This window comes from Delftia sp. NA_296.1 (genome assembly GCF_052692095.1).
The window spans coordinates 352,857-376,033 of sequence record NZ_JBQZGF010000005.1 but is presented as its reverse complement, the minus strand read 5'-3'; the positions used below and the strand labels follow the sequence as shown (position 1 = coordinate 376,033).

The 23,177-nt window shown below is 63.4% G+C and carries 23 protein-coding genes; 11 read left to right on the top strand and 12 right to left on the bottom strand.

Translation table 11 applies throughout. The features are described 5' to 3' along the window. Nucleotides 1–87: 87 nt before the first annotated feature. On the bottom strand, nucleotides 88–720 hold the full coding sequence (locus tag ACUTR7_RS15505) for a response regulator (protein WP_012203736.1): 633 nt from the start codon (nucleotides 718–720) through the stop codon (nucleotides 88–90). A gap of 143 nt (nucleotides 721–863) precedes the next feature. Here ACUTR7_RS15505 and ACUTR7_RS15500 point away from each other — a divergent pair, with 143 nt between their 5' ends. From ACUTR7_RS15500 to ACUTR7_RS15480, 5 genes are all read left to right on the top strand, one after another. Then, on the top strand, nucleotides 864–2,243 hold the full coding sequence (locus ACUTR7_RS15500; protein ID WP_013803929.1) for a sensor histidine kinase: 1,380 nt from the start codon (nucleotides 864–866) through the stop codon (nucleotides 2,241–2,243). 360 nt (nucleotides 2,244–2,603) lie between these two features. Continuing rightward, nucleotides 2,604–2,765, top strand: a complete 162-nt coding sequence (locus ACUTR7_RS15495; protein WP_013803930.1) for a DUF1328 domain-containing protein — start codon at nucleotides 2,604–2,606, stop codon at nucleotides 2,763–2,765. Between the two features lie 111 nt (nucleotides 2,766–2,876). Next, nucleotides 2,877–3,266, top strand: coding sequence for a hypothetical protein (locus ACUTR7_RS15490; RefSeq protein ID WP_428141878.1), 390 nt, complete (start codon nucleotides 2,877–2,879; stop codon nucleotides 3,264–3,266). 72 nt (nucleotides 3,267–3,338) lie between these two features. After that, entirely contained in the window at nucleotides 3,339–3,659 is a 321-nt protein-coding gene (locus ACUTR7_RS15485) for a BON domain-containing protein (RefSeq protein WP_013803932.1), read from the top strand. Nucleotides 3,660–3,831: 172 nt separating this feature from the next. Further along, complete coding sequence (locus ACUTR7_RS15480; protein WP_192367103.1) at nucleotides 3,832–4,953, top strand: zinc-binding metallopeptidase family protein; 1,122 nt, start codon at nucleotides 3,832–3,834, stop codon at nucleotides 4,951–4,953. Between the two features lie 114 nt (nucleotides 4,954–5,067). Here ACUTR7_RS15480 and coaD read toward each other — a convergent pair whose 3' ends face one another. The 4 genes from coaD to ACUTR7_RS15460 all read right to left on the bottom strand — a co-directional run bounded on the left by coaD (nucleotide 5,068) and on the right by ACUTR7_RS15460 (nucleotide 9,274). Further along, nucleotides 5,068–5,568 carry a pantetheine-phosphate adenylyltransferase gene (gene coaD / locus ACUTR7_RS15475; RefSeq protein ID WP_013803934.1) on the bottom strand — a complete coding sequence of 167 codons (501 nt, stop codon included), beginning with the start codon at nucleotides 5,566–5,568 and terminating at the stop codon, nucleotides 5,068–5,070. Between the two features lie 132 nt (nucleotides 5,569–5,700). Continuing rightward, a complete protein-coding gene (gene rsmD, locus ACUTR7_RS15470; protein WP_012203729.1) occupies nucleotides 5,701–6,411 on the bottom strand; it encodes a 16S rRNA (guanine(966)-N(2))-methyltransferase RsmD in 711 nt (236 codons plus the stop codon). Then, nucleotides 6,408–7,769 carry a M16 family metallopeptidase gene (locus tag ACUTR7_RS15465; RefSeq protein WP_202758631.1) on the bottom strand — a complete coding sequence of 454 codons (1,362 nt, stop codon included), beginning with the start codon at nucleotides 7,767–7,769 and terminating at the stop codon, nucleotides 6,408–6,410. The genes rsmD and ACUTR7_RS15465 overlap by 4 nt, the downstream gene beginning before the upstream one ends. A 26-nt stretch (nucleotides 7,770–7,795) precedes the next feature. Beyond that, nucleotides 7,796–9,274 carry a M16 family metallopeptidase gene (locus ACUTR7_RS15460; RefSeq protein WP_445609189.1) on the bottom strand — a complete coding sequence of 493 codons (1,479 nt, stop codon included), beginning with the start codon at nucleotides 9,272–9,274 and terminating at the stop codon, nucleotides 7,796–7,798. 28 nt (nucleotides 9,275–9,302) lie between these two features. On the opposite strand from ACUTR7_RS15460, the gene ftsY reads away from it, so the two are divergent. From ftsY to ACUTR7_RS15430, 6 genes are all read left to right on the top strand, one after another. After that, nucleotides 9,303–10,523, top strand: coding sequence for a signal recognition particle-docking protein FtsY (ftsY, locus tag ACUTR7_RS15455; protein WP_445609188.1), 1,221 nt, complete (start codon nucleotides 9,303–9,305; stop codon nucleotides 10,521–10,523). Between the two features lie 946 nt (nucleotides 10,524–11,469). Beyond that, nucleotides 11,470–12,207, top strand: a complete 738-nt coding sequence (locus ACUTR7_RS15450) for a GntR family transcriptional regulator (protein ID WP_254662032.1) — start codon at nucleotides 11,470–11,472, stop codon at nucleotides 12,205–12,207. A gap of 344 nt (nucleotides 12,208–12,551) precedes the next feature. Beyond that, nucleotides 12,552–13,679 carry a hypothetical protein gene (locus ACUTR7_RS15445; protein WP_445609187.1) on the top strand — a complete coding sequence of 376 codons (1,128 nt, stop codon included), beginning with the start codon at nucleotides 12,552–12,554 and terminating at the stop codon, nucleotides 13,677–13,679. A gap of 10 nt (nucleotides 13,680–13,689) precedes the next feature. Next, the gene (locus ACUTR7_RS15440; RefSeq protein WP_445609186.1) at nucleotides 13,690–14,661 is read left to right on the top strand and encodes a hypothetical protein; all 972 of its coding nucleotides are present in this window, start codon (nucleotides 13,690–13,692) and stop codon (nucleotides 14,659–14,661) included. A 120-nt stretch (nucleotides 14,662–14,781) separates the two neighbouring features. Continuing rightward, complete coding sequence (locus ACUTR7_RS15435) at nucleotides 14,782–15,711, top strand: DMT family transporter (protein WP_065346174.1); 930 nt, start codon at nucleotides 14,782–14,784, stop codon at nucleotides 15,709–15,711. Nucleotides 15,712–16,034: 323 nt separating this feature from the next. Then, nucleotides 16,035–17,024: a Bug family tripartite tricarboxylate transporter substrate binding protein gene (locus ACUTR7_RS15430; protein WP_445609185.1), complete on the top strand. Its 990-nt coding sequence runs from the start codon at nucleotides 16,035–16,037 to the stop codon at nucleotides 17,022–17,024. Here ACUTR7_RS15430 and cutA read toward each other — a convergent pair. The 7 genes from cutA to ACUTR7_RS15395 all read right to left on the bottom strand — a co-directional run bounded on the left by cutA (nucleotide 17,011) and on the right by ACUTR7_RS15395 (nucleotide 23,160). Next, nucleotides 17,011–17,409, bottom strand: a complete 399-nt coding sequence (gene cutA, locus ACUTR7_RS15425) for a divalent-cation tolerance protein CutA (RefSeq protein ID WP_445609184.1) — start codon at nucleotides 17,407–17,409, stop codon at nucleotides 17,011–17,013. The genes ACUTR7_RS15430 and cutA overlap by 14 nt on opposite strands. 52 nt (nucleotides 17,410–17,461) lie before the next feature. Beyond that, nucleotides 17,462–18,487 (bottom strand): 2-dehydropantoate 2-reductase, encoded by a 1,026-nt coding sequence (locus ACUTR7_RS15420; RefSeq protein ID WP_063327104.1) that lies wholly within the window; start codon nucleotides 18,485–18,487, stop codon nucleotides 17,462–17,464. Between the two features lie 18 nt (nucleotides 18,488–18,505). Further along, on the bottom strand, nucleotides 18,506–19,327 hold the full coding sequence (locus tag ACUTR7_RS15415; protein ID WP_445609183.1) for a class II aldolase/adducin family protein: 822 nt from the start codon (nucleotides 19,325–19,327) through the stop codon (nucleotides 18,506–18,508). Then, complete coding sequence (locus ACUTR7_RS15410; RefSeq protein ID WP_016454136.1) at nucleotides 19,320–19,865, bottom strand: MarR family winged helix-turn-helix transcriptional regulator; 546 nt, start codon at nucleotides 19,863–19,865, stop codon at nucleotides 19,320–19,322. The genes ACUTR7_RS15415 and ACUTR7_RS15410 overlap by 8 nt, the downstream gene beginning before the upstream one ends. A 150-nt stretch (nucleotides 19,866–20,015) precedes the next feature. Then, on the bottom strand, nucleotides 20,016–21,251 hold the full coding sequence (locus tag ACUTR7_RS15405) for a dienelactone hydrolase family protein (RefSeq protein WP_016449084.1): 1,236 nt from the start codon (nucleotides 21,249–21,251) through the stop codon (nucleotides 20,016–20,018). Nucleotides 21,252–21,310: 59 nt separating this feature from the next. Then, a complete protein-coding gene (locus ACUTR7_RS15400) occupies nucleotides 21,311–21,838 on the bottom strand; it encodes a flavin reductase family protein (protein WP_034390735.1) in 528 nt (175 codons plus the stop codon). Nucleotides 21,839–21,852: 14 nt separating this feature from the next. Then, nucleotides 21,853–23,160: a styrene monooxygenase/indole monooxygenase family protein gene (locus ACUTR7_RS15395; RefSeq protein WP_445609182.1), complete on the bottom strand. Its 1,308-nt coding sequence runs from the start codon at nucleotides 23,158–23,160 to the stop codon at nucleotides 21,853–21,855. Between the last annotated feature and the right edge of the window lie 17 nt (nucleotides 23,161–23,177).

The window sequence follows — 23,177 nt, the reverse complement described above, 5'->3', positions numbered from 1 at the left end:
CCCAAAGCACTGCATTTGATTTTTCACCAAAGAAAAAGGCTGCACGACTTGATAATCGTGCAGCCCGTATTTTCTATTGACTGAAAATCAATCGATCAGCCTGTTCTTCAGTGCGTAATACGTCAGATCGCTGTTGGAAGACAATCCCATTTTCTCCATGAGTCGCGTGCGATAGGTGCTGACCGTCTTTACGCTCAGTGAAAGCGACTTTGCAATATCACCTGCGGTTTCGCCACGCGCGAGCTTGAGGAAGACCTGGAACTCACGCTCTGACAGCTGTTCATGGGCTGGCGCGTCATCCTTGCGGTTGAGCTGCTGGGCCAGCAGGTCGGCCACGGCCGGCGTCAGGTAGCGGCGGCCCAGGGCCACGGTGCGGATCGCTTCGGCAATCTCCTGGGGATCGCATTCCTTGTTCAGGTAGCCGCTGGCGCCTTGGCGGATCAGGTTGATCGCGTAGTGCTCCTCGGGATAGCCGCTCAGGATCAGGATGCCCATGTCCGGCGCCTTGGCGCGCAGCATGGCCAGCGCGTCGATACCGCTTTGGCCCGGCATGGACAGGTCCATCAACAGCACGTCGATCTCGTGGGCACGCACCAGATCGATGGCCTCGCGGCCATTGGCGGCCTCACCGACTACACGCAGGTCCACGTGTTCCGAGAGAAACTGACGCAGGCCCGAGCGCACAATTGCATGGTCGTCCACAATGCCAATTCTGATCATGAATACCTCTTTTTCGGGGGACCAGCGGGATCGCTGGTCGTGCAAACAATATATGGTAACGGCCGGCGCAGGAACTGCCCCGGCAGCCGATAACACGAATTATGCAGAATATCGGCGAAGATCTTGTAGGTGAGAGGATGCTTATGCGTTGGATAAATTTCCGAAGAATTGCGATCAGCCTGGCATTCGCCATCGTCGCGGCCGTGCTGCTGGTGAGCATTAACGAGGCCAGCTACAAGCGCTCCACCAAGGCGCTGGAGGCCATGACCCAGACCCAGAACACCCGCTCGGAGATCAGCCAGCTGCTGCGGCTGATGCTCGATGCGGAGACCGGCCTGCGCGGCTACCTGCTCACGGGCGAGGAGCGCTACCTGGAGCCCTACAGCAAGGCGATCACGGCCATCAACTACAACATGGACGAGCTGCGCCAGATCTTCATCTACGACCCGCAGGAGCTGGCGATCTTCACCCCGCTGGCGCGCCAGGTCGAACGCAAGATGAGCGAGATGGAACTCAGCCTGCGCCTGTACCGCCAGGGCAACGAGGAGGCCTGGCGCTTCGTCATGTTCACCGACGTGGGCATGGAGAACATGGACGCCATCCGCGACTACACGGGCAAGCTGCTGTCAGGCATAGACCAGCGCTCGGCCAAGAACCTGCAGGACATCGAGCACACGCTGTCGCTGTCGCGCATAGGCATCGCCACGGTCACGGCCCTGGGCGTGCTGGGCTTTTTCATGTACCTGCGCCAGGCCCACGCGCTGCAGCAGGCCCACCAGCGCGAGCAGGAGATCCAGCGCGACGAGCGCAACCGCCTCGAAGCCCTGGTGCGCGAGCGCACGGCCACGCTGACGGAGCTGGCCAACCACTTGCAGCAGGTGCGCGAGGACGAGCGCGGACACCTGGCGCGCGAACTGCACGACGAGCTGGGCTCGCTGCTGACGGCGGCCAAGCTCGACGTGGCGCGCCTCAAATCCAAGATCGACCTCAGCGCGCCGGACGTGGGCGAACGCGTCAGCCATCTGGTGGAGACGCTCAACAGCGGCATCGCCCTCAAGCGCCGCATCATTGAGGACCTGCGCCCCTCTTCCCTTTCCAACCTGGGCCTGACGACGGCGCTGGAAATCCTGGCGCGCGAGTTCGGCGAGCGCAGCGGCATCGAAGTCACGGCCAACCTGGAGCAGGTGGAACTGCCGGAATCCACCCAGCTCACGGTCTACCGCATCGTCCAGGAGTCGCTGACCAACATCGGCAAATATGCCAAGGCCAGCCATGTCCTGGTCTCCGTGCACAACTATCCGACCTATGTGACGGTGCAGATCCAGGACGACGGCGAAGGCTTCGAGACCTCGGCCATGCGCCCCAACTCCCACGGGCTGGCCGGCATGCGCCACCGCGTGGAGGCCGCAGGCGGCCGCCTGACCGTGTCGTCCGAACTGGGCAAGGGCACGGCGATCTCCGCCGTCATACCGCTGGCGCCGATCTCCACGGACAAAAGCGCCGGTACGGTCGCCACCGCCTGAAGCGGCAACACCCGCCATGCAAAAGCCCCTGCGCGCCAACGCGCCAGGGGTTTTTTTCATCGCCGGGCCGCCCCAAGATGAAAAGCAGCCCCCTCGGGGGGCAGCGGACCTTGCGCAGCAAGGGTAGCGTGGGGGCCATTTTGCATGCGCGCCCCCGAATGGTCGCAGCCGGCGGCGGCTGCAAGCCCAGTGCAGCCGGAGCATTCCTACACCACCCCCCCGCCTAACCCTGACGCCATGCCACGCCGGCCACCGTCAGATACACCTTTGGCGGCTCAGTACAGTCGAACCCATGCAAACAGCACTTGGCCCATCCGCCCCGTGCCGTTTCTTGGAAACGAACAACCCAAGGAGTTTTACATGCTGCACTACGCCATCGTGTTCTTCGTCATCGCCCTGGTAGCCGCCATATTCGGTTTTGGTGGTATTGCGGCAGGTGCTGTAGGCATCGCCAAGATCCTGTTCTATATTTTCGTGATCATGGCTGTCGTCACCTTTGTGATGAGCCTGATCAAGAAGTAGCGGCGGCGCCGCCTTCAGCCCCCTGCCAGCCCAAGCCCGCTTCCCGCGGGCAGCCAGCCCGGCAGCCCGACCGCCTTTCGCATTCATGCCAGTTTTGAGGAGATAGAACCAATGAGCCAAGCCGAGAAAGCCGTGAACAAAGCCGCCGATACCGCCAAGGACGTTGCCCAGGATGTCGCGGATGCCGCCAAGGAAGCCGTCAACACCACACGCCGCACTGCAGCGAGTGCGCTGGACAAGGCCGAGGAAGGTGTGCAGTCCATCGAGCGTGAACTGAACCCCGTCATCGATGACCTCGCAGCACGTGCCCAGGAACTGGCCACACGCGGCATCAACTTCTGTGCCGACAGCTCCGACCGCGCCCGCCGCCAGCTGCAATCGGCCACGGAAGCCACCACGCGCTACGTCATCGAACAGCCTGGCCGCTCCATCCTGCTGGCTGCAGCTACGGGCGCTGCCCTGGCCACCGCGTTCTTCATGAGTTCCCGCTCGCGCAAGTGAGCTGCCGCCGAGTCCCCTGAGTTCCCTCGAGTACCGTTACTCTCAATCTTCTTGTCCAGGAAAGAACTGATCATGCAAAAGTACACCCGTGCCATCGCTTTCGCTCTCGTCGCCGGTGCCACCGTGCTCGGTACCACCGCCTGCTCCGTGGCCCGCGACCAGCAGTCCGTGGGTTCGTATGTGGATGATGCCGGCATCACCACGGCCGTGAAGGCCAAGATGGCAGAGGACAAGAGCGTCTCGGCCACTTCCATCAGCGTCGAGACCCTGAACGGCACGGTGCAGCTGTCGGGCTTTGCCAAGTCCGAATCGGAAAAGGCCCGCGCCGCCGAGATCGCCCGCACCACCAAGAACGTGCGTGAAGTGCGCAACAGCATCGTGGTTCGTCCCTGATGCAGGCCCCTGCGGGGGCTGATCCAAGTACAAGGCCGGAGACTTCCGGCCTTTTTTCATCCAGGGCTCCAACTGCCGCACGGTCCGCCGCGAGGATTGCCGACCATTGCAGCCGACGGCAGGTACGACCCCTTTCCACCGTGCGCCGGACATACGGCGTAAAGTGACCGACATGCGAGTCTTCAACTGCGATGCCTGTGGCCACCCGGTCTTCTTCGACAGCGTTCAATGCGTGCACTGCGGCGCCACCCTGGCCTTCCTGCCCGAGCGACTGCATGTGGCCTGCCTGCGCCCGGTTTCCGGCACGCGGGACAGCGTGCTGTGGGAGAGCCTGTCCTCGCTGACGAGCGGCAAGCCGCCAGGCCGGCTCTACAAGATGTGCAGCCACCGGGGTCCCGTGGGACAGTGCAACTTCGCCCTGCCCGCAGACGATCCCCATGCGCTGTGCGAGTCCTGCCGCCAGACACGCTGGCTGCCCGATCTGTCAGACCCGTCCAATGCGCTGCGCTGGACCCGGATCGAGGCCGCCAAGCGCCAGCTGTTCTACACGCTGGCCCGCCTGGGCCTGGGTCCACGGCCTGGAGAGGATGGGCCGCGCTTCGAGCTGCTGGCCGACCTGCCGGGGCAGGCGCCCGTGATGACCGGCCATGCCAACGGCACCATCACGCTGAACGTGGTGGAGGCCGATGATGCCGAGCGTGCCCGGCGCCGCCAGGCCCTGCATGAGCCCTACCGGACGCTGGTGGGCCATCTGCGCCATGAATCCGGCCACTTCTTCTGGGACAGGCTGGTGGTGGGCGCGGGCCGTATCGAGGAATTCCGCCGCCTGTTCGGCGACGAGCGCCAGGACTATGGCCAGGCCCTGCAGAACTACTATGCGCGCGACCCGATGGATGAGCAGTGGCGCGACAACTTCGTCAGCGCCTATGCCACCTCCCACCCGTGGGAAGACTGGGCCGAAAGCTGGGCCCATTACCTGCACATGGTGGATCTGCTGGAGACTGCGGCCAGCTATGGCACCTGCATCACCATGCCTGGAGGCTCAGGGACAAGTACAGGCTCAGGCACGCAGCCCGCGCTGTGCGTGCAGGACCCTTTTGCGGTCCATGCACGGCCGGACTTCGGCACCATGCTGGACCAGTGGGTGCCGCTGACGCTGCTGACCAACAGCCTCAACCGCAGCCTGGGCCATGGCGATGCCTATCCGTTCGCCCTTTCGGCCGGGGCCAGGCGCAAGCTGGAATTCGTGCACGCCGCCGTGAATGCGAGCGCCACGCGGCAGGCTGCCTTCTAAGAAGGAACTTTGAGAGGGCCCTGGCTCTTGCCGGTCCTCAGGACAGCCAGGCGGTCAGGGCATCAGGGCGCGGGATCAAGGCGTGCGATCCGGTTGTGCGATCAGGTGGTGCGATCACGACCCACGATTGGCCTGCACCTTCTGCAGAAGGCGGGTGCGCACGCTGGGAGAGACGAACTTGTCGATCTCGCCATCCAGCGTGGCGATCTCGCGCACGAAGGTGCTGCTGATGAACTGGTAGCGGTCGCTGGGCGTGAGGAAGACGGTCTCCACCTCGGGCATCAGCGTGCGGTTCATGCCGGCGAGCTGGAACTCGTAGTCGAAGTCGGTGACCGCACGCAGGCCGCGCACCATGGCCTTGCCGCCGCGCTCGACCACGAAGTCGCGCAGCAGGCCATGAAAGCTCTCGACCTGGACATGGGGATATATGGACACGGCCTCGCGCACCATCTGCATGCGCTCCTCAAGATTGAACATGGTCTTCTTGTGGTGGCCTGCCGCCACGGCGACGATGACGTGGCTGAACAGCTGGGTCGCGCGGCGCACCACGTCTTCATGACCCAGCGTGATCGGATCGAAGGTTCCGGGGTAGACGGCAATCACGTCGTGGCTCATGGCGGTCGCTTTCATTGGCTGCGCGTGCCCTGGTCCGGCACGGATGGCGCATTATGCATTGCGCTGCAGCATGGCCGGTCGGCTGTGCGACAGCCGCGCTCCTGCCAGGGAACGCGGCCGCCGCAGCGCCCTTTACTCGTCCTGCGGTGCCTTGCGCAGCAGGTGGGCGTGAACGGCGCCCGCCTTCAGATGGCGGAACAGCTGCAGGCCACCGGCCTCGGCCAGTTGCTCCTCGGTCCAGGCCTGGGGCGCCTCCAGATAGACATAGCCCGTGGCGGACACCGCCTGCGCGGCGGCCTTCAGCGCAGGCTCGAACAGATCGGCATGGTCGAAGGGCGGATCGATCAGCACCAGGTCCAGCGTGCCCGGCGCCACCTGGCGCAGGCAGCCGATGCCATCGCCGCGCAGCACGCGCACGGACTGGGCATCCAGGCGCTCGCGCAGGCGCTGCAACTGCTGGACCAGGGTGGCGTCCTGCTCGTTCATCAGCACATTGGTCGCGCCACGCGATGCGGCCTCGAAGCCCAGCGCGCCCGTGCCCGCGAAGGCATCCAGGCAATGCCAGCCCGTCAGGTCCTGGCCCAGCCAGTTGAACAGGGTCTCGCGCACGCGATCCGGCGTGGGCCGCAGGCCCGGGTGCTGCGCCACGGGCAGCCGCGTGCGGCGCCATTGGCCGCCGATGATGCGGACCTCGCCCGCGCCCACCGGCGCCGGCCGTCCGGCTTTCGCCTTGGCGGCAGCAGGCGCTGCGGCAGCTGCCTTGGGTGCTGCGGCCTCGGCCGTGGCCTTTTCCAGCCAGCGCTTGCCGGCAGGGGTATGAATTTTGATGCTGTTGCGGCTCATTGTTTGCCTCCCACGACGACGGTCACCATGCGCTCGGGCTGCAGCATGCGCTGCATGGCCTCGCGCACATCACGCACGGTGAGCGCCTGCACGCGCTCGGTCCAGTGCTCCAGGTAGTCCAGCGGCAAGCCGTTCCAGGCGATGTTGGACACATTGCCCAGCAGCTTGCGGTTGCTGTCGATGCGCAGCGCAAAGCCGCCGATCAGGTTGTCCTTGGCGGCCTTGAGCTCCTTCTCGGTCGGGCCTTCGGCCACGAAGCGGCGCAGCGTGTCCTGCGACACCTTCAGGGCCTCGGCTGCCTGGTCGGGGCGCGTCTGCAGGGCGATCGTGAAGGCGCCTGCGTCCAGGCCCGGCGAGAAATCGCTGTAGACGCTGTAGCTCAGGCCGCGCTTTTCGCGCACTTCCTCGGTCAGCCGCGAGGTGAAGCCGCCGCCACCCAGGATGTGGTTGCCCACCAGCACGGCCATGAAGTCCGGGCTGTTGCGTGCAATGCCGGGCTGGGCGATCAGCACCTGCGCTTGGGCCGAGGCAAAGGGGATGTTCTCGTTGACCGGCGCCTTGAGCGCCTGCACCTTGGGCACGTCGGGCAGGGGCGCGCAGGCACTGGCGTCCTGGCCCTGCGCCGCCTGCAGCGGAGCCAGCAGTTGCTGCACCAGCTGGTCGGCCTGCTCGCGGCTGACCGCACCGACGATGCTGACCTTGGCGCGGCAGGCCGCGATCAGGCGGCGGTGGAAGGACTGCATGTCGGACAGGTCGATGTGCGCGAGGCTCTCGCCCGTGGCGCGCGCGCCGTAGGGATGGGTGCCGAACACGCCCTGGCTCAGGGCCTTGCCGGCCACCGTGCCGGGGCGCGTGTCCGATTCCTTGATGGCCGCGGTCCAGCGCTCGCGCTCGCGCAGCCACACGTCCTGCGGCCAGCTGGGGCTGGCGATCTGGCGCGCCGCCAGCGCCACGGCGCGCTGCAGCAGCGCAGGCTCGGTCAGGGAGCGCAGCCCGTAGCTGAAGCTGTCGCGGCCCGCCTGGGCGCCAAAGCTGGCACCCAGATCGGCCCAGGCCTGGCCCAGGCCGTTCTCGTCCAGCGCAGGCGCATCGCCCTGGGCGGTCACGCCCTTGGAGGCCATCAGCGCCACGGCGCTGGCCAGGCCGACCTGGTTGGCGGGATCGCGCCGGCTGCCGGCATCGAAGTCCATCTGCACATCGACCATGGGAATGCCCGGGCTGTCCACCAGCCAGACCTGCGCCCCGCTGGGCTGGGTCCAGTGCTGGATGGGCAGCAGGGCCCATGCGGACGTGGCACCAAAGCCCAGGCCCACGCCTGCCAGCACCGTGCTGGCCACCATTTTTTTCATGTTCTTCATCTTCACTCCAGCGTGCTTCGGGGGCATCAATGCAGGGGTCCGCCGATGCCGGCACCCGCATCGGGGCGACGGGGCTTGCCGCCTTCGGGCAGCGGTTGCGGCACCAGGGTGCCCACCGTGAGCTGGTCATCGCCAAAGTACTTGGCAGCCACACGCTTGACGTCATCGGGCGTGATGGTGCGCAGCTGGGTCAGCAGCTGGTCTTCCGCATCCAGCGGCATGCCCTGTATCCAGTAATTGCCCAGGCTCTGGGCCTGGCCCATGACCGAATCGCGCTCATAGACATTGGAGGCCATCCACTGCGTCTTCACGCGCTCCAGCTCGGCGGGCTCCACACCATCCTTGGCGACCTTGGCCACTTCGGCGCGCAACGCCGCCTCGACCTCGGCGGCAGTCTTGCCCGTGGCGGGCACGCCCGTCAGCATGAACAGGCCGGGGCCACGGCCCATGAGGGACATGGAGCTGCCCGCGCCGTCGGCCACGCGGCCTTCGCCCTGCACCAGGGCGCGCTCCAGGCGGGCGCCTTCATAGCCGTCCAGCACGGCCGACAGAACCAGCAGCGCCAGCGCATCCCGGTCGTCGGCCTGCAGGTCGCTGACGCGCGTCAGCGAGGGCGCGCGGAAGGCCAGGGCCACCAGGGCCTGGTCGGCCGGCTGCTTGACCTCGATGCGGCGGATGCCGATCTGCGCGGGCTCGGTGCGCGGCTTGCGCACCGGCACGGCGCGTGCGGGAATGCTGCCGTAGTACTTCTCGGCCCAGGCGCGGACCTTGGCCACGTCCACATCGCCGGCAATGACGATGGTGGCATTGCCGGGCACATACCAGCGGCCGTGGAAGTCGCGCACGTCGCCGGGCGTCAGCGCGTCCAGGTCGCTCATCCAGCCGATCACGGGGCGGTGGTAGGGCGAGGCCACGAAGGTCGCCGCCATCAACTGCTCCATGAGCACGGCACGCGGCTGGTCTTCGGTGCGCATGCGGCGCTCTTCCTTGATGACCTCGATCTCTTTCTTGAACTCGCTGTCGGGCCAGTGGTTGTTGGCGAAGCGGTCGGATTCGAGCTTCATCACGTCTTCCAGGCGGCTGGACGGAATCTGCTGGTAGTAGCCCGTGTAGTCGCGGCTGGTGAAGGCGTTTTCCTGCCCGCCCAGCGCGGCCACGCGGCGCGAGAACTCGCCGGGAGCCACCTTGCGCGAGCCCTTGAACATCATGTGTTCGAGCGCGTGGGCCACGCCCGAGGTGCCATCGACCTCGTCCACGGAGCCCACGCGCACCCAGACCATGTGCACGGCCGTGGGCGCGCGCCGGTCGGGCTGCACGATGAGCTGCATGCCGTTCTTCAAGGTGAATTGCTGTGCCGAAGTGGCGGTGCGCGTGCCGCCGGCGGCCTGGCTGGCCACCGTCTGCAGCAGCGACGAAGGGATGGAAGATGATGCATCCGGGGCTGCCAAAGCAGCCCCGGTGCCCATGCAGGCCATTAAGCCCAGGAGGGTGAGTGCATGTTTCATAGAATGCTGTGATTCTAAGAACCTGCCGATGTTCAGTTTTTTCAAGAAAAAGCCCACCCCCTCCGCCGCCGAGATTTCCCCGACGGACAGCAGCGCCGCGCCTGAAAAGGCCGGCATTCCCGCAACCCCACCGCAGGACAGCCCCCCTGCCCTGCCACCGGCCGCACCAGCAGCCCCGGCCGCCGACACCGGCAGTGCCTGGTGGCGCAAGCCCTTTGGCGGCGGCAAGGGCGATGCCGCGCCCCCCGAGACCCCGCCTGCCCCAGCTGCTGCACCCGCGTCCACCATCGCGTCTGCGGACTTCATTGCCGCGCCCGAGCCCACGGCCAAGCCCGAGGCCGAGGGTGCCAGCCGCCAGAACTGGATGCAGCGCCTCAAGACCGGCCTGCGCAAGACCGGCAGCAGCATTGCCACGGTCTTCACGGGCACGCAGATCAACGATGCGCTGTACGAGGAACTGGAAGACGCCCTGCTGATGGCCGACACCGGCGTCAAGGCCACCGAGCACCTGCTCGCCGACCTGCGCCGCCGCGTCAAGGAGGCCAAGGCCACCGACCCCGCCGCCGTCAAGGCGCTGCTGGCCGATGCCCTGGCCGACCTGCTGCGCCCGCTGGAAAAGCCGCTGGTCATCGGTGAGCACCAGCCCACCGTGATCATGGTGGCTGGCGTCAACGGCGCGGGCAAGACCACCTCCATCGGCAAGCTGACCCGTCACCTGGCCGATGAAGGCCAGAGCGTGCTGCTGGCCGCCGCCGACACCTTCCGCGCCGCCGCGCGCGAGCAGCTTGGCGTCTGGGCCAACCGCAACACGGTGGAGATCGTCAGCCAGGAAGGGGGCGATCCTGCGGCGGTGAGCTTTGACGCCGTCACCGCCGGCCGCGCGCGCAAGAAGGATGTGGTGCTGGTGGACACGGCAGGCCGCCTGCCCACCCAGCTGCACCTGATGGAAGAGCTGCGCAAGATCCGCCGCGTGGTCAGCAAGGCCGACGCCACGGCACCCCATGAGGTGCTGCTGGTCATCGACGGCAACACCGGCCAGAACGCGCTGGCCCAGGTGCGCGCCTTCGACGATGCGCTGCAGCTCACGGGCCTGATCGTCACCAAGCTTGACGGCACGGCCAAGGGCGGCGTGCTGGCCGCCATTGCCCAGGAACGGCCGATCCCCGTGTACTTCATCGGCGTGGGCGAAAAGGTCGAGGACCTGGAAACCTTCAACGCCCGGGAATTCGCGCAGGCGCTGCTGTCCTGACAATCTGTTCAGAGTTTTCTCGAAAGGCGCCACAGGAAGGCGGAATGGATGAATTGCGAGCTGGCGCTCAAGCCGCTCTCCGCTCATCCATTGGGGAGTGACCGCTCAACGAAGAGCTCTCCAGCCTCAACCTCTGACGCACTCAACCGCCTCGGGACTGATCAGGCTAGGCCCTACCGGGTTAGCTCATGTGACTTGCCGCAAAAGCCCAGTAACTTCGCCACAGCCGACAGCGTGGGCGCGGCAAAGACCAGAAAGGGCATGCCCTTCAATCACCGAAGCAGCCTCTCATCGTCACGGGGCAATTGACGAATCTCTTCGGCCAGTCAAAGCAGCACTTCCGCCAGTGCTCGGTAGCACCGACAGGCCCGTCCTTGCTTCGGACGGTCAGAAATCCTAGCTCTTCCTCACTGACGCCGGCTGGCAGGCCTTGCGGTGCACCACCGCACTCAACTCTGGCCTCCGATGTGGAGAACGCATTTTTTCCCGTCGCTCCAGCTTTGCGTGCGGGTGAGCGCACGGCCCATGCCTCGGCAAGCGCAGCAACTCTGTTGAGTGCCCGCACTCAGAGTAGCGTGTGCGAAAACTCGGCAACAGACTCTTCAGTGCGACCTGCCTTCGATATGCCAACTACGGCGTGTGCCGCGCATCATTCCAAGCATATTCTCCCGCTCTGCTACCCCCACTTTTCGGGCTCGTAAAAGCACACAAGAGTTTTAAACCAGCCGATTAGGCTACTTGCTGGCTGCGGATGGCAAATTCAGGCCAATTTATGTGGCTTGCAAACCAATCAGAGACAAACCATCGATGGCGGAGATGGCTTGGTCACTGTCTTCCTGCTGCCTTCCCCACCAGATGCCTCTCAATTTTTCGCACCCTTCCATATCTTGACCCAAGATTGTATGTTGGTATACCATCACTCAATTCGCAAGAAAGTCCAACAGACATGAAACGGCAAGCCTCTAAAGCAGGTACAGACACAGACAGACCTGCATTGACAGACATGGGAATTCCGCGAGGCAGTATGGCCGTAGAGCGTGTGAATCCAACGCTCCGACAGCTGGCACTTGAGCAATTGAAGCGCGCCATTGTGGAAGGCCAACTTCCACCTGGATCACGTTTGGTAGAACGCAAGCTGTGCGATCTCCTTGATGTGAGCAGAACGATAGTTCGTGAAACCCTGGGGCAATTGGAGGCAGAAGGGTGGATCACAAAGGAGCCCTATAAAGGCCCGATAGTCGCCGTTATCGATGAAGACGGCATTCGCCAGATCTTTGAAATGCGTGCAGCCGTTGAAGGCTATGTGGCGGCACTGTGCGCAGAGCGAGCCACCATAGAGCAAATCGAGCGCCTGGATGTCACAGTGAAAGCGATGAATGAAGCGCAGATTTCGGGCGATGTCGGGGCTCAGATCGAGACCATCGAAGAGTTCTACGAAGTTCTCCTGGATGCAGCCCAAAATTCGCTGATGGCAAGCTATCTTTCTTCACAAAGGAGCCGCCTCGCACGCCTGCGGAGACTCTCACTTTCTCACAGCTCACGGGCCTCAGAAAGCACAGAAGAAAAACGCGGCATCCTCGCCGCCATCCGTAATCGCGACCCAAAGAAGGCCCAGGCCCTTGCCGAGCAGCATATCTGGAATTCTTCGAAAAGCCTGCTGGCGGCTATACGCAGGGACCTATGAAATCGCTCTTTCAAAATTGGTACGCAAGATAAGCCACCATCTATAGTCATGCTATTTTTAGATAGCATCAGAGAATAAAGACACCGCATCATCTTTTTATAGCAAGCACACTCATGCTTGCTTTTGAGAAAAAGCAATTCTTTCCCCGAATTGCTTACTAGAAGTGCGCACTCTGCAAATCAACTTCAATATCTCCACATTTAAGAAAAATCATCTTAAGCGTATTTTCGAGTCAATCTACAGCCAAAAAATCTATCGCGACTGAGACACAGCCCGCAATCACCCAGACAAAATAAACGATTTCCAAAGAAATATCGCCAAATCACAACGTGGAGGATAATGACATGAAAACGGCAATGCTTGTTGGAGCAGGCGCGGAAATTGGTTCAAATTTACTGCTCTTGAACAATCCGGAAAAAGACGGATTTGCAATTACAACAGTACTAACAAACACACCATCTGTTCACAAAAACTATCCCCACCTCCGGCCAATTGATGGAATTATTGCGCGCCTCGCCCTCGCTCAACCTGGAGCACATGCGCTTGTACAGGCAATCGATGAAAAAACACTGAAAATTGGATCCAGGGAAGTCAAATTCGAGTTCTGTGATCTGCGCAAAGAGTTTCCAACAATATCAACCTCCTTTGATATAGCTTTTCTCGCGACGAGCAAAGCAGACATTTCTGCAGAAAGCGCTGTAGTCTCGTGGCTTAAAAGAAAATGTCACACGATTCTAGGAGTTGCGGAAGCAAATGATCTCCCAAGTATATATAGCTGTCTTGCAGATCTTTCATCCTCAGATCTGCCAACCGCAAAAACCAGAGTAATTACTGATGGTGTTTATTGTCTTGGTTCATGCCAAACCAATGGCATGCATGCGTCTCTTCGTATAGTTATAGATACGCTGCGAACACTTGGCCTTACAGCCCAGAGCATCCTCGCAGTGGAGACGGACATCATCCACCCGGATACTCCCAACGGAGTTCTAGGCACCCGTTCCTTCGAAGGCAGGGATCAAGATGCACGGAACAATTTACGCCCTAGCTTCTCTCAAATCACCCAAAGCCAAACCAAGGTTATGCCTTGGGCACCTCTCGTAAATACCATCTCCCTGCGAGCGCCGGTCCATGCGCCAGGTTTTCAGATAAATCGATTCATCGTTCAGGATCGAGGCTTGATGACCCGCGAGGCTGTTGAAGCATCAATCGATAATTTATTTGATAGATATAGATACATCGCGCAAGGAACCACGATGCCACTCGGAAGCAGAGCCTATGCACACGACCATCGATGCGCCACTATTCTTACTGACCCTCACCATTTACTGCTATCTCGACCCAGCTATTTGGAGCCACAAGGACTTTCTCAACTAACAATTCAATCCTTTGTCAACAATACCGTAGGCTACTCCAGCCTCGCTATTTCAGCTGCACGCAACATCGCATTAGGTCTTTTCAGCACCATTTTCTAAGGAATGTGAAATGACAAGCTCGCACAGCGTCGATATTCTTGATTCGGGATTCGTTTTTAAAACAGCCAATACAGCCGAGTTCAATGAGAAGCTCAAAACAGAAGTCCAACAGATTCAAGCTCTTCACGGAATTTATCCCAAACTGATGGTGCCAGTTCTTCACACAGGATTGGTTGGAGGTCGTCATTTTTATATTCTTGAAAAGAAGTCTGGTGCATCTCTGGCAAGCCTTGTATTCGATGCAACAAAATCCATAGAATATAAAAACCAAATCATAAAACATGCCCTGGACAGCATAAAGACAGCAGTGAAAATTGAATGCAGTCAACCGATAGAGTCAACGTATCAACTACACCAAAAGATTCGCTACGAATGGGATTCCTCAAAACAATTGCACAGCCTGTTTGACAAACCTGTAATTATTGAGGGAAAGATTATTATCCCAAGTGGTCGTGCCGTGGTAGAAAGGGCTCTTGCTTATGCCGAGGAAGAAATTTTCCTGGCGAGCAGCACAAGTGCACACTGCAATTTTCACTTTGGCAATGTTCTCTACGACGAGACTTTGAATGAAATCAGCTTCATCGATCCGGATGGTTCTGTTCAAGGCATCGACCCTTACTTTGGATTTTCGCGTTTCGCATTTTCCTTCTGGCATGAGCTGGCGGCCGAGATTCGCGATAGCATCAACATCGTTCCACTTGAGAAAAGCGTACTATTTCTCATGAAGCATGATCAGCATCGGCAGATGCTGGATCAAATACCGGTAATTCGTAGCATTCATGAAATATCCAATTGGATTGGCGAAGAAAATTACCGTAAATTCTACGCATTGACCACATACTGCTTTCTCCGCAGCATGCGGATAAATGGAAGCAAGGACACCTGGATGATGCCGAGCTCTCCTCGCGCAGGCACCCCGGAAGAAACGCTCTACGCAGGCCTCATGTTCTATCTCGAGTCTCTGTCTTCAACCGTTCAATAAATCTTCAACAGAGCAAAATTTCTCTAATCAGCAAATGAGCATTGCTGCGCATTACCAAATAATCCACAGCAATGTAAAAATTTACTCTACGCCCCATTTACCCATACCTCCTCCATATTCATGCTTGAATCCATTCAAGGTTTTTCTTGGTTATGGGTTCCCATAACCCTGTTCGCCGCTCTCGCTCAAACGGTACGAAACACAGCGCAGCGCAGCCTGACACAGGAGCTGGGCGCGCTATCGGCCACGCTGGTGCGTTTTCTGTATGGCCTACCTTTTGCCATGTTGTGGCTGGCACTGCTGTATCTGGTACCAGCAAAGCCATACGCTGTACCTTCGATCACGCCGATTTACCTTGGCTGGATTGCATTGGGCGCTTTTTTCCAATTGGCTGGAACAGTCGCTTTGCTGCTGGCGATGAAGGAGCGCAACTTTGCCGTGGCTGTCACTCTGACAAAGACAGAGGTGCTGCAGCTAGCTCTGTTCGCATCGGTTTTTCTCCATGAACTTCCAACACCGCTGGCGTTGGCCGCAATGATCGTAGCCACAATCGGCATGCTGCTGCTGTCCCTGCCGCCACGCGACCAGTTGCTCTCACTATCCGCCTGGCTCAACCGATCGGCACTTTATGGCCTGGCTTGCGGCTCCTGCTTTGCAGTTGCAACAGTAGGATTTCGAGGAGGGTCGCTGGCACTTGGCGCCGAAACGGCATGGTTATCTGGCGCCTGGGGCGTGCTGATCGCACAGTCGATGCAAACCGTCGGCATGGGACTTTGGATTCAGTTGCGCACAGCTCAAGGTCTGGCACCTATTTTTCGAGCTTGGCGCATCTCGCTCCTTGCCGGTTGCATGGGTGCAGCCGCTTCAATTGCCTGGTTCACGGCCTACGCCATGCAAGGAGCATCGCCTGTGCGCACCTTGGGAATGATCGAGGTCGTTTTCAGCTACCTGGTTTCGCGCCGCGTGTTCAGCGAAAGCTTCAGTCGAGCAGAGAAGATCGGCATGGGCCTGATGCTGTTGGGTCTGGTGGTGACTTGCCTACAGGCCTGACATGCGATGGCAGCAAGACCTGCTCGTGGCTCTGTCGTCCTGCGGCTTGGCATTGACTGCATCAGCTCCCCTGTTGATGCGCTTTGACCCATTCTCTGGAGTGGACTTACGGGAGCGCGCTGCGCTCCTATTTTCATGGGCGCGCAGGTACCGAGAAGACCAGGGCATGCAGGCAAGGGTTTTCCCTTGATTCGAATCAAGCCGCAGGTTTTATGCTTTGCATTGATTTATAAGAAGAACGTTGTTTTACACAAGAAACAATCGATAGCCCTCAGGCATTTCTTTTGCTTGTACCTGCCTTGCCTTGTTCCCCGGAGTTCCCCATGAAAGCCCCCACCTTGCTCGGCACTGCCGCCCTGCTGGCCGCAGCCGCATGCCAGAGCGCCCTCGCCCAGGATGCCGCCGCCCAGCAGCAACTGGCCGCCAAGCCTTTCACCATCGTCGCGCCTTTTCCGCCCGGCGGCCCCGTCGATGCGCTGGCCCGCCTGCTGTCCACGGGATTGGCCGAGCGCTACAAGCAGACCTCGGTGGTGGAGAACAAGCCCGGGGCCAACGGCAATATCGGCATCGACATGGTCAAGCGTGCCGCGCCGGACGGCCATACGCTGCTGGTCGTGCCCCAGGGCAACCTGACCATCAATCCCACGCTGCTGGCCAAGCCCGGCTACAGCGTGGAGGCGGACTTCGCGCCCGTGGCCTCGCTGGCCAAGGCGGCCAATGTGATCGCCGTGCACCCTGGCGTGCCCGCCAAAACGGTGCAGGAGCTGGTGGCCCTGTCCAAGGCCAGGCCGGCCACCATCAGCTATGCCTCGCCCGGCGTGGGCTCCAGCCTGCATCTGGCCGGCGAGCTGTTCAAGCAGCAGACCGGCGCCGACATCCTGCACGTGGCCTACAAGGGCACGGCGCCCGGCCTCAACGATGTGCTGGGCGGCACGGTGCCAATGATCGTGGGCAATGTGCCCGCACTGCTGCCGCATGTGCAGTCGGGCAAGCTGCGCGCGCTGGCCGTGACCGACCCGGCCCGCAGCAAGTACCTGCCTGATGTGCCCACGCTGGCCCAGGCGGGCGTGCCGGGCATTGCCATCTCGTCCTGGTACGGCGTGATGGCGCCAAAGAAGACGCCGCCGGCCGTGCTCAGGCAGTTGGAGAAGGATATTCAGGAGATCTTCAACACGCCGGCCGTGGTCAGGCAGCTGGACCTGCAGGGGATCGAGCCCTGGGTGGTCACGGGCAGCGCCTTCGGCGAGCTGATCCGCAAGGAGACAGCGACCTGGGTGCCCGTGATCAAGGCCGCCAACGTCACGCCGCAGTGATGCGGGTCGCGGCGGCCCTTTCTGCAATGTCCGCCACGTCCCGGGTCGAGACCTGGGAGCGCAGCCACTGCGCATAGTCGGCCATGCAGCGCTCGGTGCGCATGGTGATCTGCGGCACGCTGTAGCTGTGTCCGGCGCGCAGCAGCCGGGCCAGGCGCTCCAGCACGTCGGGCAGGGTCTTGCAGACCAGCCGCCACTCGGGCGTGGCGTGCATCTCGCCCTCCCACACATAGTGCGAGGTGATGGGCTCCACCTGCACGCAGGCCGCAGCCTGCTGCTGCACCAGGCTGCGCGCCAGATGGGCGGCCTCCTCGGCGCTGGGGACGGTGGTGGCCACCACGCACAGCGTGGACCAGGACGAGGCGGGGTTCTTGGCGGAAGTCATGGGGGCGTAGTCTACGGTTGCGCGCTGCAGGCCGGTACGGGCCCTTGCGGCGTCAGGCCATCAGCCCCTTTTGCCGTGCCTGCAGCCGCGCCAGGCCCAGCAGCGCATCCGTGAAGGGCGTATCCACGCCGCACAGCTGGCCCATTTCGCGCACCGCGCCCACCAGGGCGTCGAGTTCCACGGGCTTGCCCGCTTCCACGTCCTGCAGCATGGAGGTCTTGAAGGCGCCCAGCTTGAGCGTGACCGCATGGCGGTCTTCGGGCGATTCGTTGATGGGCAGGCCGATGCGCGCGCCGATCTCCTTGGCCTCCAGCATCACGCGCGTGATCAGGCCGCGCACCAGGTCGTCGCCCAGGATGCGGTCCGAGGTGGCGCCCGTCAGCGCGCTGACGGGGTTGACGGTCATGTTGCCCCAGAGCTTGTACCAGGCGTCGCGCTGGATGTTGTCGGAGACCTTGGCCTCGATGCCGCCACGCTGCAGCAGTTGGGCCAGTGCCGCCAGGCGCGGCGTGGGCGGCTGGCCGGGCCCTGTGGCCAGGGGCTCGCCCAGGATGAGGCTGTTGCCGAAGTGGCGGCGCACCACGCCGGGCGCATCGTTGGAGCAGCTGGCATGGACCACCGAGCCCAGCACCTGGCCCAGCGGTATGGCCCGCGCAATGCGGCCTTCAGGGTCCACGGCTTTCAGCTGCTTGCCGCGCACGCTGGCATCGACACCGCCGTGCAGGAACCACCAGGGCACGCCGTTCATGGCCGTGAGCACCACGGTCTGCGGGCCGATCAGCGGGCCGATGCGCTCGGCCACATCGGGCATGCCCGGTGCCTTGACGGAGATGATGACCAGGTCCTGCACGCCCAGGGCGGCCGGGTCCTGTTCGGCACGCAGCGCGAAGTGCTCGCGCTGCTCGCCGTGCACCAGGGTCAGGCCCTGGGTGCGCAGGGCCTGCAGCGCGGCGCCGCGCGCCACGGCGCTGAGCTGGCAGCCGGCGCGGGCCAGGGCCGCGCCCATCCAGCCGCCGATGGCACCGGCGCCGAAGATGCAGGCCTTGTCGAATGAAATGCGTGTCTGTTCCATGGTCATGCGCGGGAAGCTCCGGGTTCAAAGATCGAGATAGCTGCTGTCGCGCCGGTTCACACGGCGCACCAGGTGGTCGAACACATCGCGGGCACCGCCGTGGCTGTCGTTGAAGGTCAGCGAGTCCTCGTTGCAGCGCTGGGCCATGGCGTCGGAGACCATGCGCGGCGCGCCCATGGACAGGGTGGCCATCTGCACGTCGCAGGCACGCTGCAGCGTCCACAGCACCACGAAGGCCTGGGGCAGGTCGCTGCCCCAGCTGAGCAGGCCGTGGTTGCGCAGGATCATGGCCTTGCGGTGGCCGATGCTGGCCAGCAGGCGCGGCCCTTCGTCGGCATGGATGGTGATGCCCTCGAAGTCATGGTAGGCCACCATGCCGTGCAGCTGGGCGCTGTAGAAGTTGCTTTGCGACAGGCCCTGCTCCAGGCAGGCCACGCCCATGCCCGAGGTGGTGTGCGTGTGCATCACGCAGTGGGCGCCCGGCAGTCCGTCGTGGATGGCCGCATGCACCACGAAGCCGGCCGGGTTGACCGGATGCCGCGAGCCGTCCAGCACCTCGCCGCGCACATTGATGCGCACCAGGTTGCTGGCCGTGACCTCTTCGTAGTGCAGGCCGAAGGGGTTGATCAGGAACTGCTTTTCACCGCCCGTCACGCTGTCGGGCAGGCGCACCGTGATGTGGTTGTAGATCAGTTCGTCCCAGCCCAGCATGGCGAAGACGCGGTAGCAGGCGGCCAGTTCGATGCGGGCGGCCCGCTCATCAGGGTGCATGGAGCAATTCATGGTGTGGCTCGTGGGGTGGGTTCTGAGGTGGGTTGTGCAGTGGCTTGTGGGGAAATCAGGCATCCAGCCCCTGGTCCAGCCCCTGGTCCAGCGCTTGGGAGGCACGGCCCAGCTTGTCCAGGATGCGGTCCAGCATGGCGCGCTCATCGGCCGTCAGGGCATTGAGCAGGGCCGCCTGGTAGGGGCGGGCGCGGGACAGCACCTCGTCGAAGAGCGCCTGCCCTGCCTCGCTCAGCTGCAGCAGGTGGCGCCGCGCGTGCTGCGGATCGGCGCGGCGCAGCACCCAGCCCCGGTCGATCAGCGGCTGCAGCGCGCGGCTGATCTGGGCCTTGTCCATCAGGCTCAGGCGCGACAGCGCGCTGGCGTGCAGTTCACCGTGGCGCTGGATCTGGCCCATGAGCCGCCACTCGGTCAGCCCCACGGGCGATGCCGGTGCGATGTAGTGGCGCGTCACCTGGGTCTGCAGCGCATTGGACAGCGCGCCCAGGCGGAAGGTGATGAAGTCCTCCAGCGCCAGCGTCTGGCTGCAGACCTGCGTGTCCGGTGCAGGGCCGGTGGCGGCATCGGCGGCAGGGATCGTGGATGTGCGTGGGCGGGGCATTGGGCAGAGGAAACCGGGCGGCGATGGCGATTGCGATGGCCGCATGATCCGCCAATGTTGACATATCAACATTGGTGGCAACCCTGAGAGCCCTGGCGGCCTGCAGGCCGCCAGCGGGCGCAGGGTGAAACCCATGCGCCCGCGCCGCGCTCAACGCTTGAGCAGTTCGTTGGAAGGCAGTGTCTCGTCCAACAGCTTGCGGGCCGTCTCCACGCCCGCCACGGGCAGCAGCGCCGGGTCCAGCAGGCCCACCTGCACCAGCACGCTGGCCTGGTCCCAGTAGATGTGCTCGTGGTAGAGCTTGTCGCCCCGGAACTTGACCACGGCCAGCAGCGGGATCTCCACGCGCCGCCCCGTGGGCCGCACGCCGGGCAGCATCCACGGGATCTCGGTGGTGTGCGTGAAGCAGAACAGCATCTCGTCCACCACCTGCGAGGCCCCCACCGTGCGTGAAATCGGGGTCAGCGACGTGTCGGGCGGATTGCTGTTGACGAAGTGGTTCGTGTAGAAGGCGTGCAGGTTGCTGAAGCCCACGCCGCCGGTCATGGTGGGGATGTGGTTCACATAGGGCTCGGCCACCATGGTGGCCATGGTGTCGTCCACGTTGCGCGTGGCGAACTCGTACTCGCAGTGCTTGTCCCACAGCGCGGCCAGGTCGAAATGCGGGCCGATGGCGGACTTGAGCGTGGCAATGCTGCGTTCGTGCGCCATCAGGGCCGAGGCGCGGTGGAAGTGATCGCCGCCCTTGCGCGCAAAGGCATGGTCCACGCCCGGATAGACATGCACGGCCACGCCGGGACGCCCGCCCAGCGCCTGGACGATGCGCTGGCGCGCCTCGGGCGGGCAGAAGGCGTCGAGCTCGGCCACATGCAGGGTGAGCGGGCAGCGGATGCGCTCGGCCTCGTCCAGCGCCGCCTCGATGCCCACGCCGTAGTAGCCGACCACCGCATCGGCATCGGTGCGGCAGGCGGCCAGGTAGGCCAGCTTGCCGCCCAGGCAAAAGCCCAGCACGCCGGCCTTGCCGTCCGTGACCTCGGGGCGCTGGCGCAAGGCGTTCAGGCAGGCCTGGATGTCCTGCACGCCCAGGGCCTCGTCGAATCCCTTGTAGAAGCCGAAGGCGCGCTCCCAGTCCGCCGGCGTGTAGCCCAGCTCCACATCGGGCTGCTGGCGCCAGAACAGGTCGGGCACCAGCACCACGTAGCCTTCTTCGGCGTAGTAGTCGGCCACCTCGCGCATGGTGGCGTTGACGCCGAAGATCTCCTGCGCCAGCACCAGGCCGGGGCCGCTGCCCGAGGCCGGCACGGCCAGGTAGGCGTTGAAGCTGCCGCTGCCGTCCAGCGCGTTGATGCGCACATGGCGGCTTGCCGGGGGTTCTTTCTGCTGCATGGGTCTGTCTCCGTTTCAAAGGGTGGGGAAAGCTGCGGTGCCGCTTTTTTCATGGCCCGTCATACGCATTCGGGGTGCCGCACCGTCACCTGATAGTAGCCCGCGTGAAAGGCCAGGGGCTCGCCGTCGAAGCGTTCGCAGCGCTCGACCTGGCCGATGAAGATGAGGTGGTCGCCGCCATCGTATTGCCGGACGTTGCGGCAGACGAAGCGGGCCAGCACGCCATCGATCAGGGGCACGCCGGCCGGGCCTTCCGCGCAGTCCAGGCCGCCGAACTTGTCTTGCTGCGGCGTGGAAAAGCGCCGCGACAGAAGGTGCTGGCCCGCAGCCAGCACGTGGATGGCGAAATGGCTGGCGCCCTGGAAATCGCAGACGCTGGGCGCCTGGCGCGCCAGGCTCCACAGCACCAGCGGCGGGTCCAGCGAGACCGAGGAGAACGAGTTGGCCGTCATGCCCACGCGCCGCCCGTCCGGCGCGCGCGTGGTGATGACGGTCACGCCCGTGGTGAACTGGCCGAAGGCCTTGCGCAGCTCGCGCGGATCGAAAGAGCAGGCCGTGGCGGCGGCCGGGGTGTCGCATGTGCTCATGGCGGCCTCTGCAGCTAGGCGGGGACGGCTGCCATGGCGGCGATGGCCGCGCAGCTGTCGATGTAGTGGTCCGCCTCGCCCGCATCCGCGAACCAGGGGAAGAAGGTGCGCGGGTCGTCGAAGCCGTTGGCAAAGGCGCTGGCCAGCGGTGCCAGCGTGCCCGCGCTGGCCAGCAGCTTGAGCACATGGGGTGGCGGTGGTGCCAGCAGCATGTTGGTCCACTGCGTGACCCATTGCGCATAGCCGAACCAGTAGCGGTCGAAGGTCTGCTGCATCCAGGCGGCGTCGAATGCGCCATTTTCGTCACGATTTCCGTCACCATTACCGTCGCCATTGCTGCGCGCCAGGATGCTGCGCAGATAGGTGTCGGCGCACTTGGCCGCGTTGTTGGAGCCCTGGCCCGTGATGGGGTCGTTGAGCACCACCACGTCGCCCATGCCCAGCACCTTGCGCCCCGACGGCAGCGTGGCCACGGGCTTGCGCACCGTGGGGGCGAAGCGGCCCGCGAGGATGCCGTTGTCATCGGTCAGCGCAATGTCGCGGCAGCGTTCGGCCTCCCAGGGCACGAAGGTGTCGAGGATCCAGCGGCTGCGCTCCAGGTGCTGCTCCGGTGTCTTCACATCGCCCCAGCAGTCCATGGGGCCGCCGGGCACGCCCTCGAACACCATGATCTCGCAGGGGCCCGTGGTCGTCAGCGCCGGGAACACGAAATACTCGCCCACGCCCGGCAGCAGGTTGAAGGACACGGCGGAGAACGGCTCGCGCGGCTTCATGCCCGTCACATAGGTCAGCGCCAGCGCGCGCTGGGGCTGGTCGAAGCGCGAGCGGTGGGCATCGCGCTCGAACAGCCTCGATATCTCGCCCTTGCCGCTGGCGACCAGGGTCAGGTCATGGCTGTGCGTGCATTCCTCCAGCTCGGCGATGCCCGCGTCCTTGAGCACCAGCTCGCCGCCCTGGCGGCGGAAGTCGTCCATCCATGCGGGGATCTTCAGGCGCTGGTCCACGGACTGCGCGCCCGCGTTCAGCCGCGCGGCCCAGTCGATGGCCTTGTCGGCCGCTTTCCCGCCGTGCTGCGCCGGATGCGGCACGCACAGGCCGATGCCCTCGACCACCGGGCATTCGCGCGACCAGTGGTCCAGGCCCAGGCCGCGCTCTATCTGCAGCGCGCTGTCGAACATGCACTGGCTGGACATGACCCGGCCCTGGGCGATGTCCTGCGCCGTGCGGTTGCTCAGTATCGTGACCTGATGGCCCGCGGCCAGCAGGCCCAGGCCCAGTTGCAGGCCCGACTGGCCGGCTCCGACGATGGCGATTTTCTTCATGGCTGTCTCCTTGCGGC

Bases quoted from the DNA above. Each gene is read 5' to 3' on its own strand.
- ACUTR7_RS15405 (WP_016449084.1), bottom strand. From the start codon at position 21,251: ATGCAGCAGAAAGAACCCCCGGCAAGCCGCCATGTGCGCATCAACGCG.
- ACUTR7_RS15450 (WP_254662032.1), top strand. From the start codon at position 11,470: ATGAAACGGCAAGCCTCTAAAGCAGGTACAGACACAGACAGACCTGCA.
- ACUTR7_RS15485 (WP_013803932.1), top strand. From the start codon at position 3,339: ATGCAAAAGTACACCCGTGCCATCGCTTTCGCTCTCGTCGCCGGTGCC.
- ACUTR7_RS15445 (WP_445609187.1), top strand. From the start codon at position 12,552: ATGAAAACGGCAATGCTTGTTGGAGCAGGCGCGGAAATTGGTTCAAAT.
- rsmD (WP_012203729.1), bottom strand. From the start codon at position 6,411: ATGAGCCGCAACAGCATCAAAATTCATACCCCTGCCGGCAAGCGCTGG.
- ACUTR7_RS15430 (WP_445609185.1), top strand. From the start codon at position 16,035: ATGAAAGCCCCCACCTTGCTCGGCACTGCCGCCCTGCTGGCCGCAGCC.
- ACUTR7_RS15480 (WP_192367103.1), top strand. From the start codon at position 3,832: ATGCGAGTCTTCAACTGCGATGCCTGTGGCCACCCGGTCTTCTTCGAC.
- ACUTR7_RS15440 (WP_445609186.1), top strand. From the start codon at position 13,690: ATGACAAGCTCGCACAGCGTCGATATTCTTGATTCGGGATTCGTTTTT.
- coaD (WP_013803934.1), bottom strand. From the start codon at position 5,568: ATGAGCCACGACGTGATTGCCGTCTACCCCGGAACCTTCGATCCGATC.
- ACUTR7_RS15465 (WP_202758631.1), bottom strand. From the start codon at position 7,769: ATGAAGAACATGAAAAAAATGGTGGCCAGCACGGTGCTGGCAGGCGTG.
- ACUTR7_RS15400 (WP_034390735.1), bottom strand. From the start codon at position 21,838: ATGAGCACATGCGACACCCCGGCCGCCGCCACGGCCTGCTCTTTCGAT.
- ACUTR7_RS15415 (WP_445609183.1), bottom strand. From the start codon at position 19,327: ATGCCTGATTTCCCCACAAGCCACTGCACAACCCACCTCAGAACCCAC.
- ACUTR7_RS15495 (WP_013803930.1), top strand. From the start codon at position 2,604: ATGCTGCACTACGCCATCGTGTTCTTCGTCATCGCCCTGGTAGCCGCC.
- ACUTR7_RS15490 (WP_428141878.1), top strand. From the start codon at position 2,877: ATGAGCCAAGCCGAGAAAGCCGTGAACAAAGCCGCCGATACCGCCAAG.
- ACUTR7_RS15500 (WP_013803929.1), top strand. From the start codon at position 864: ATGCGTTGGATAAATTTCCGAAGAATTGCGATCAGCCTGGCATTCGCC.
- cutA (WP_445609184.1), bottom strand. From the start codon at position 17,409: ATGACTTCCGCCAAGAACCCCGCCTCGTCCTGGTCCACGCTGTGCGTG.
- ACUTR7_RS15460 (WP_445609189.1), bottom strand. From the start codon at position 9,274: ATGAAACATGCACTCACCCTCCTGGGCTTAATGGCCTGCATGGGCACC.
- ACUTR7_RS15395 (WP_445609182.1), bottom strand. From the start codon at position 23,160: ATGAAGAAAATCGCCATCGTCGGAGCCGGCCAGTCGGGCCTGCAACTG.
- ACUTR7_RS15410 (WP_016454136.1), bottom strand. From the start codon at position 19,865: ATGCCCCGCCCACGCACATCCACGATCCCTGCCGCCGATGCCGCCACC.
- ACUTR7_RS15420 (WP_063327104.1), bottom strand. From the start codon at position 18,487: ATGACCATGGAACAGACACGCATTTCATTCGACAAGGCCTGCATCTTC.
- ACUTR7_RS15435 (WP_065346174.1), top strand. From the start codon at position 14,782: ATGCTTGAATCCATTCAAGGTTTTTCTTGGTTATGGGTTCCCATAACC.
- ftsY (WP_445609188.1), top strand. From the start codon at position 9,303: ATGTTCAGTTTTTTCAAGAAAAAGCCCACCCCCTCCGCCGCCGAGATT.
- ACUTR7_RS15505 (WP_012203736.1), bottom strand. From the start codon at position 720: ATGATCAGAATTGGCATTGTGGACGACCATGCAATTGTGCGCTCGGGC.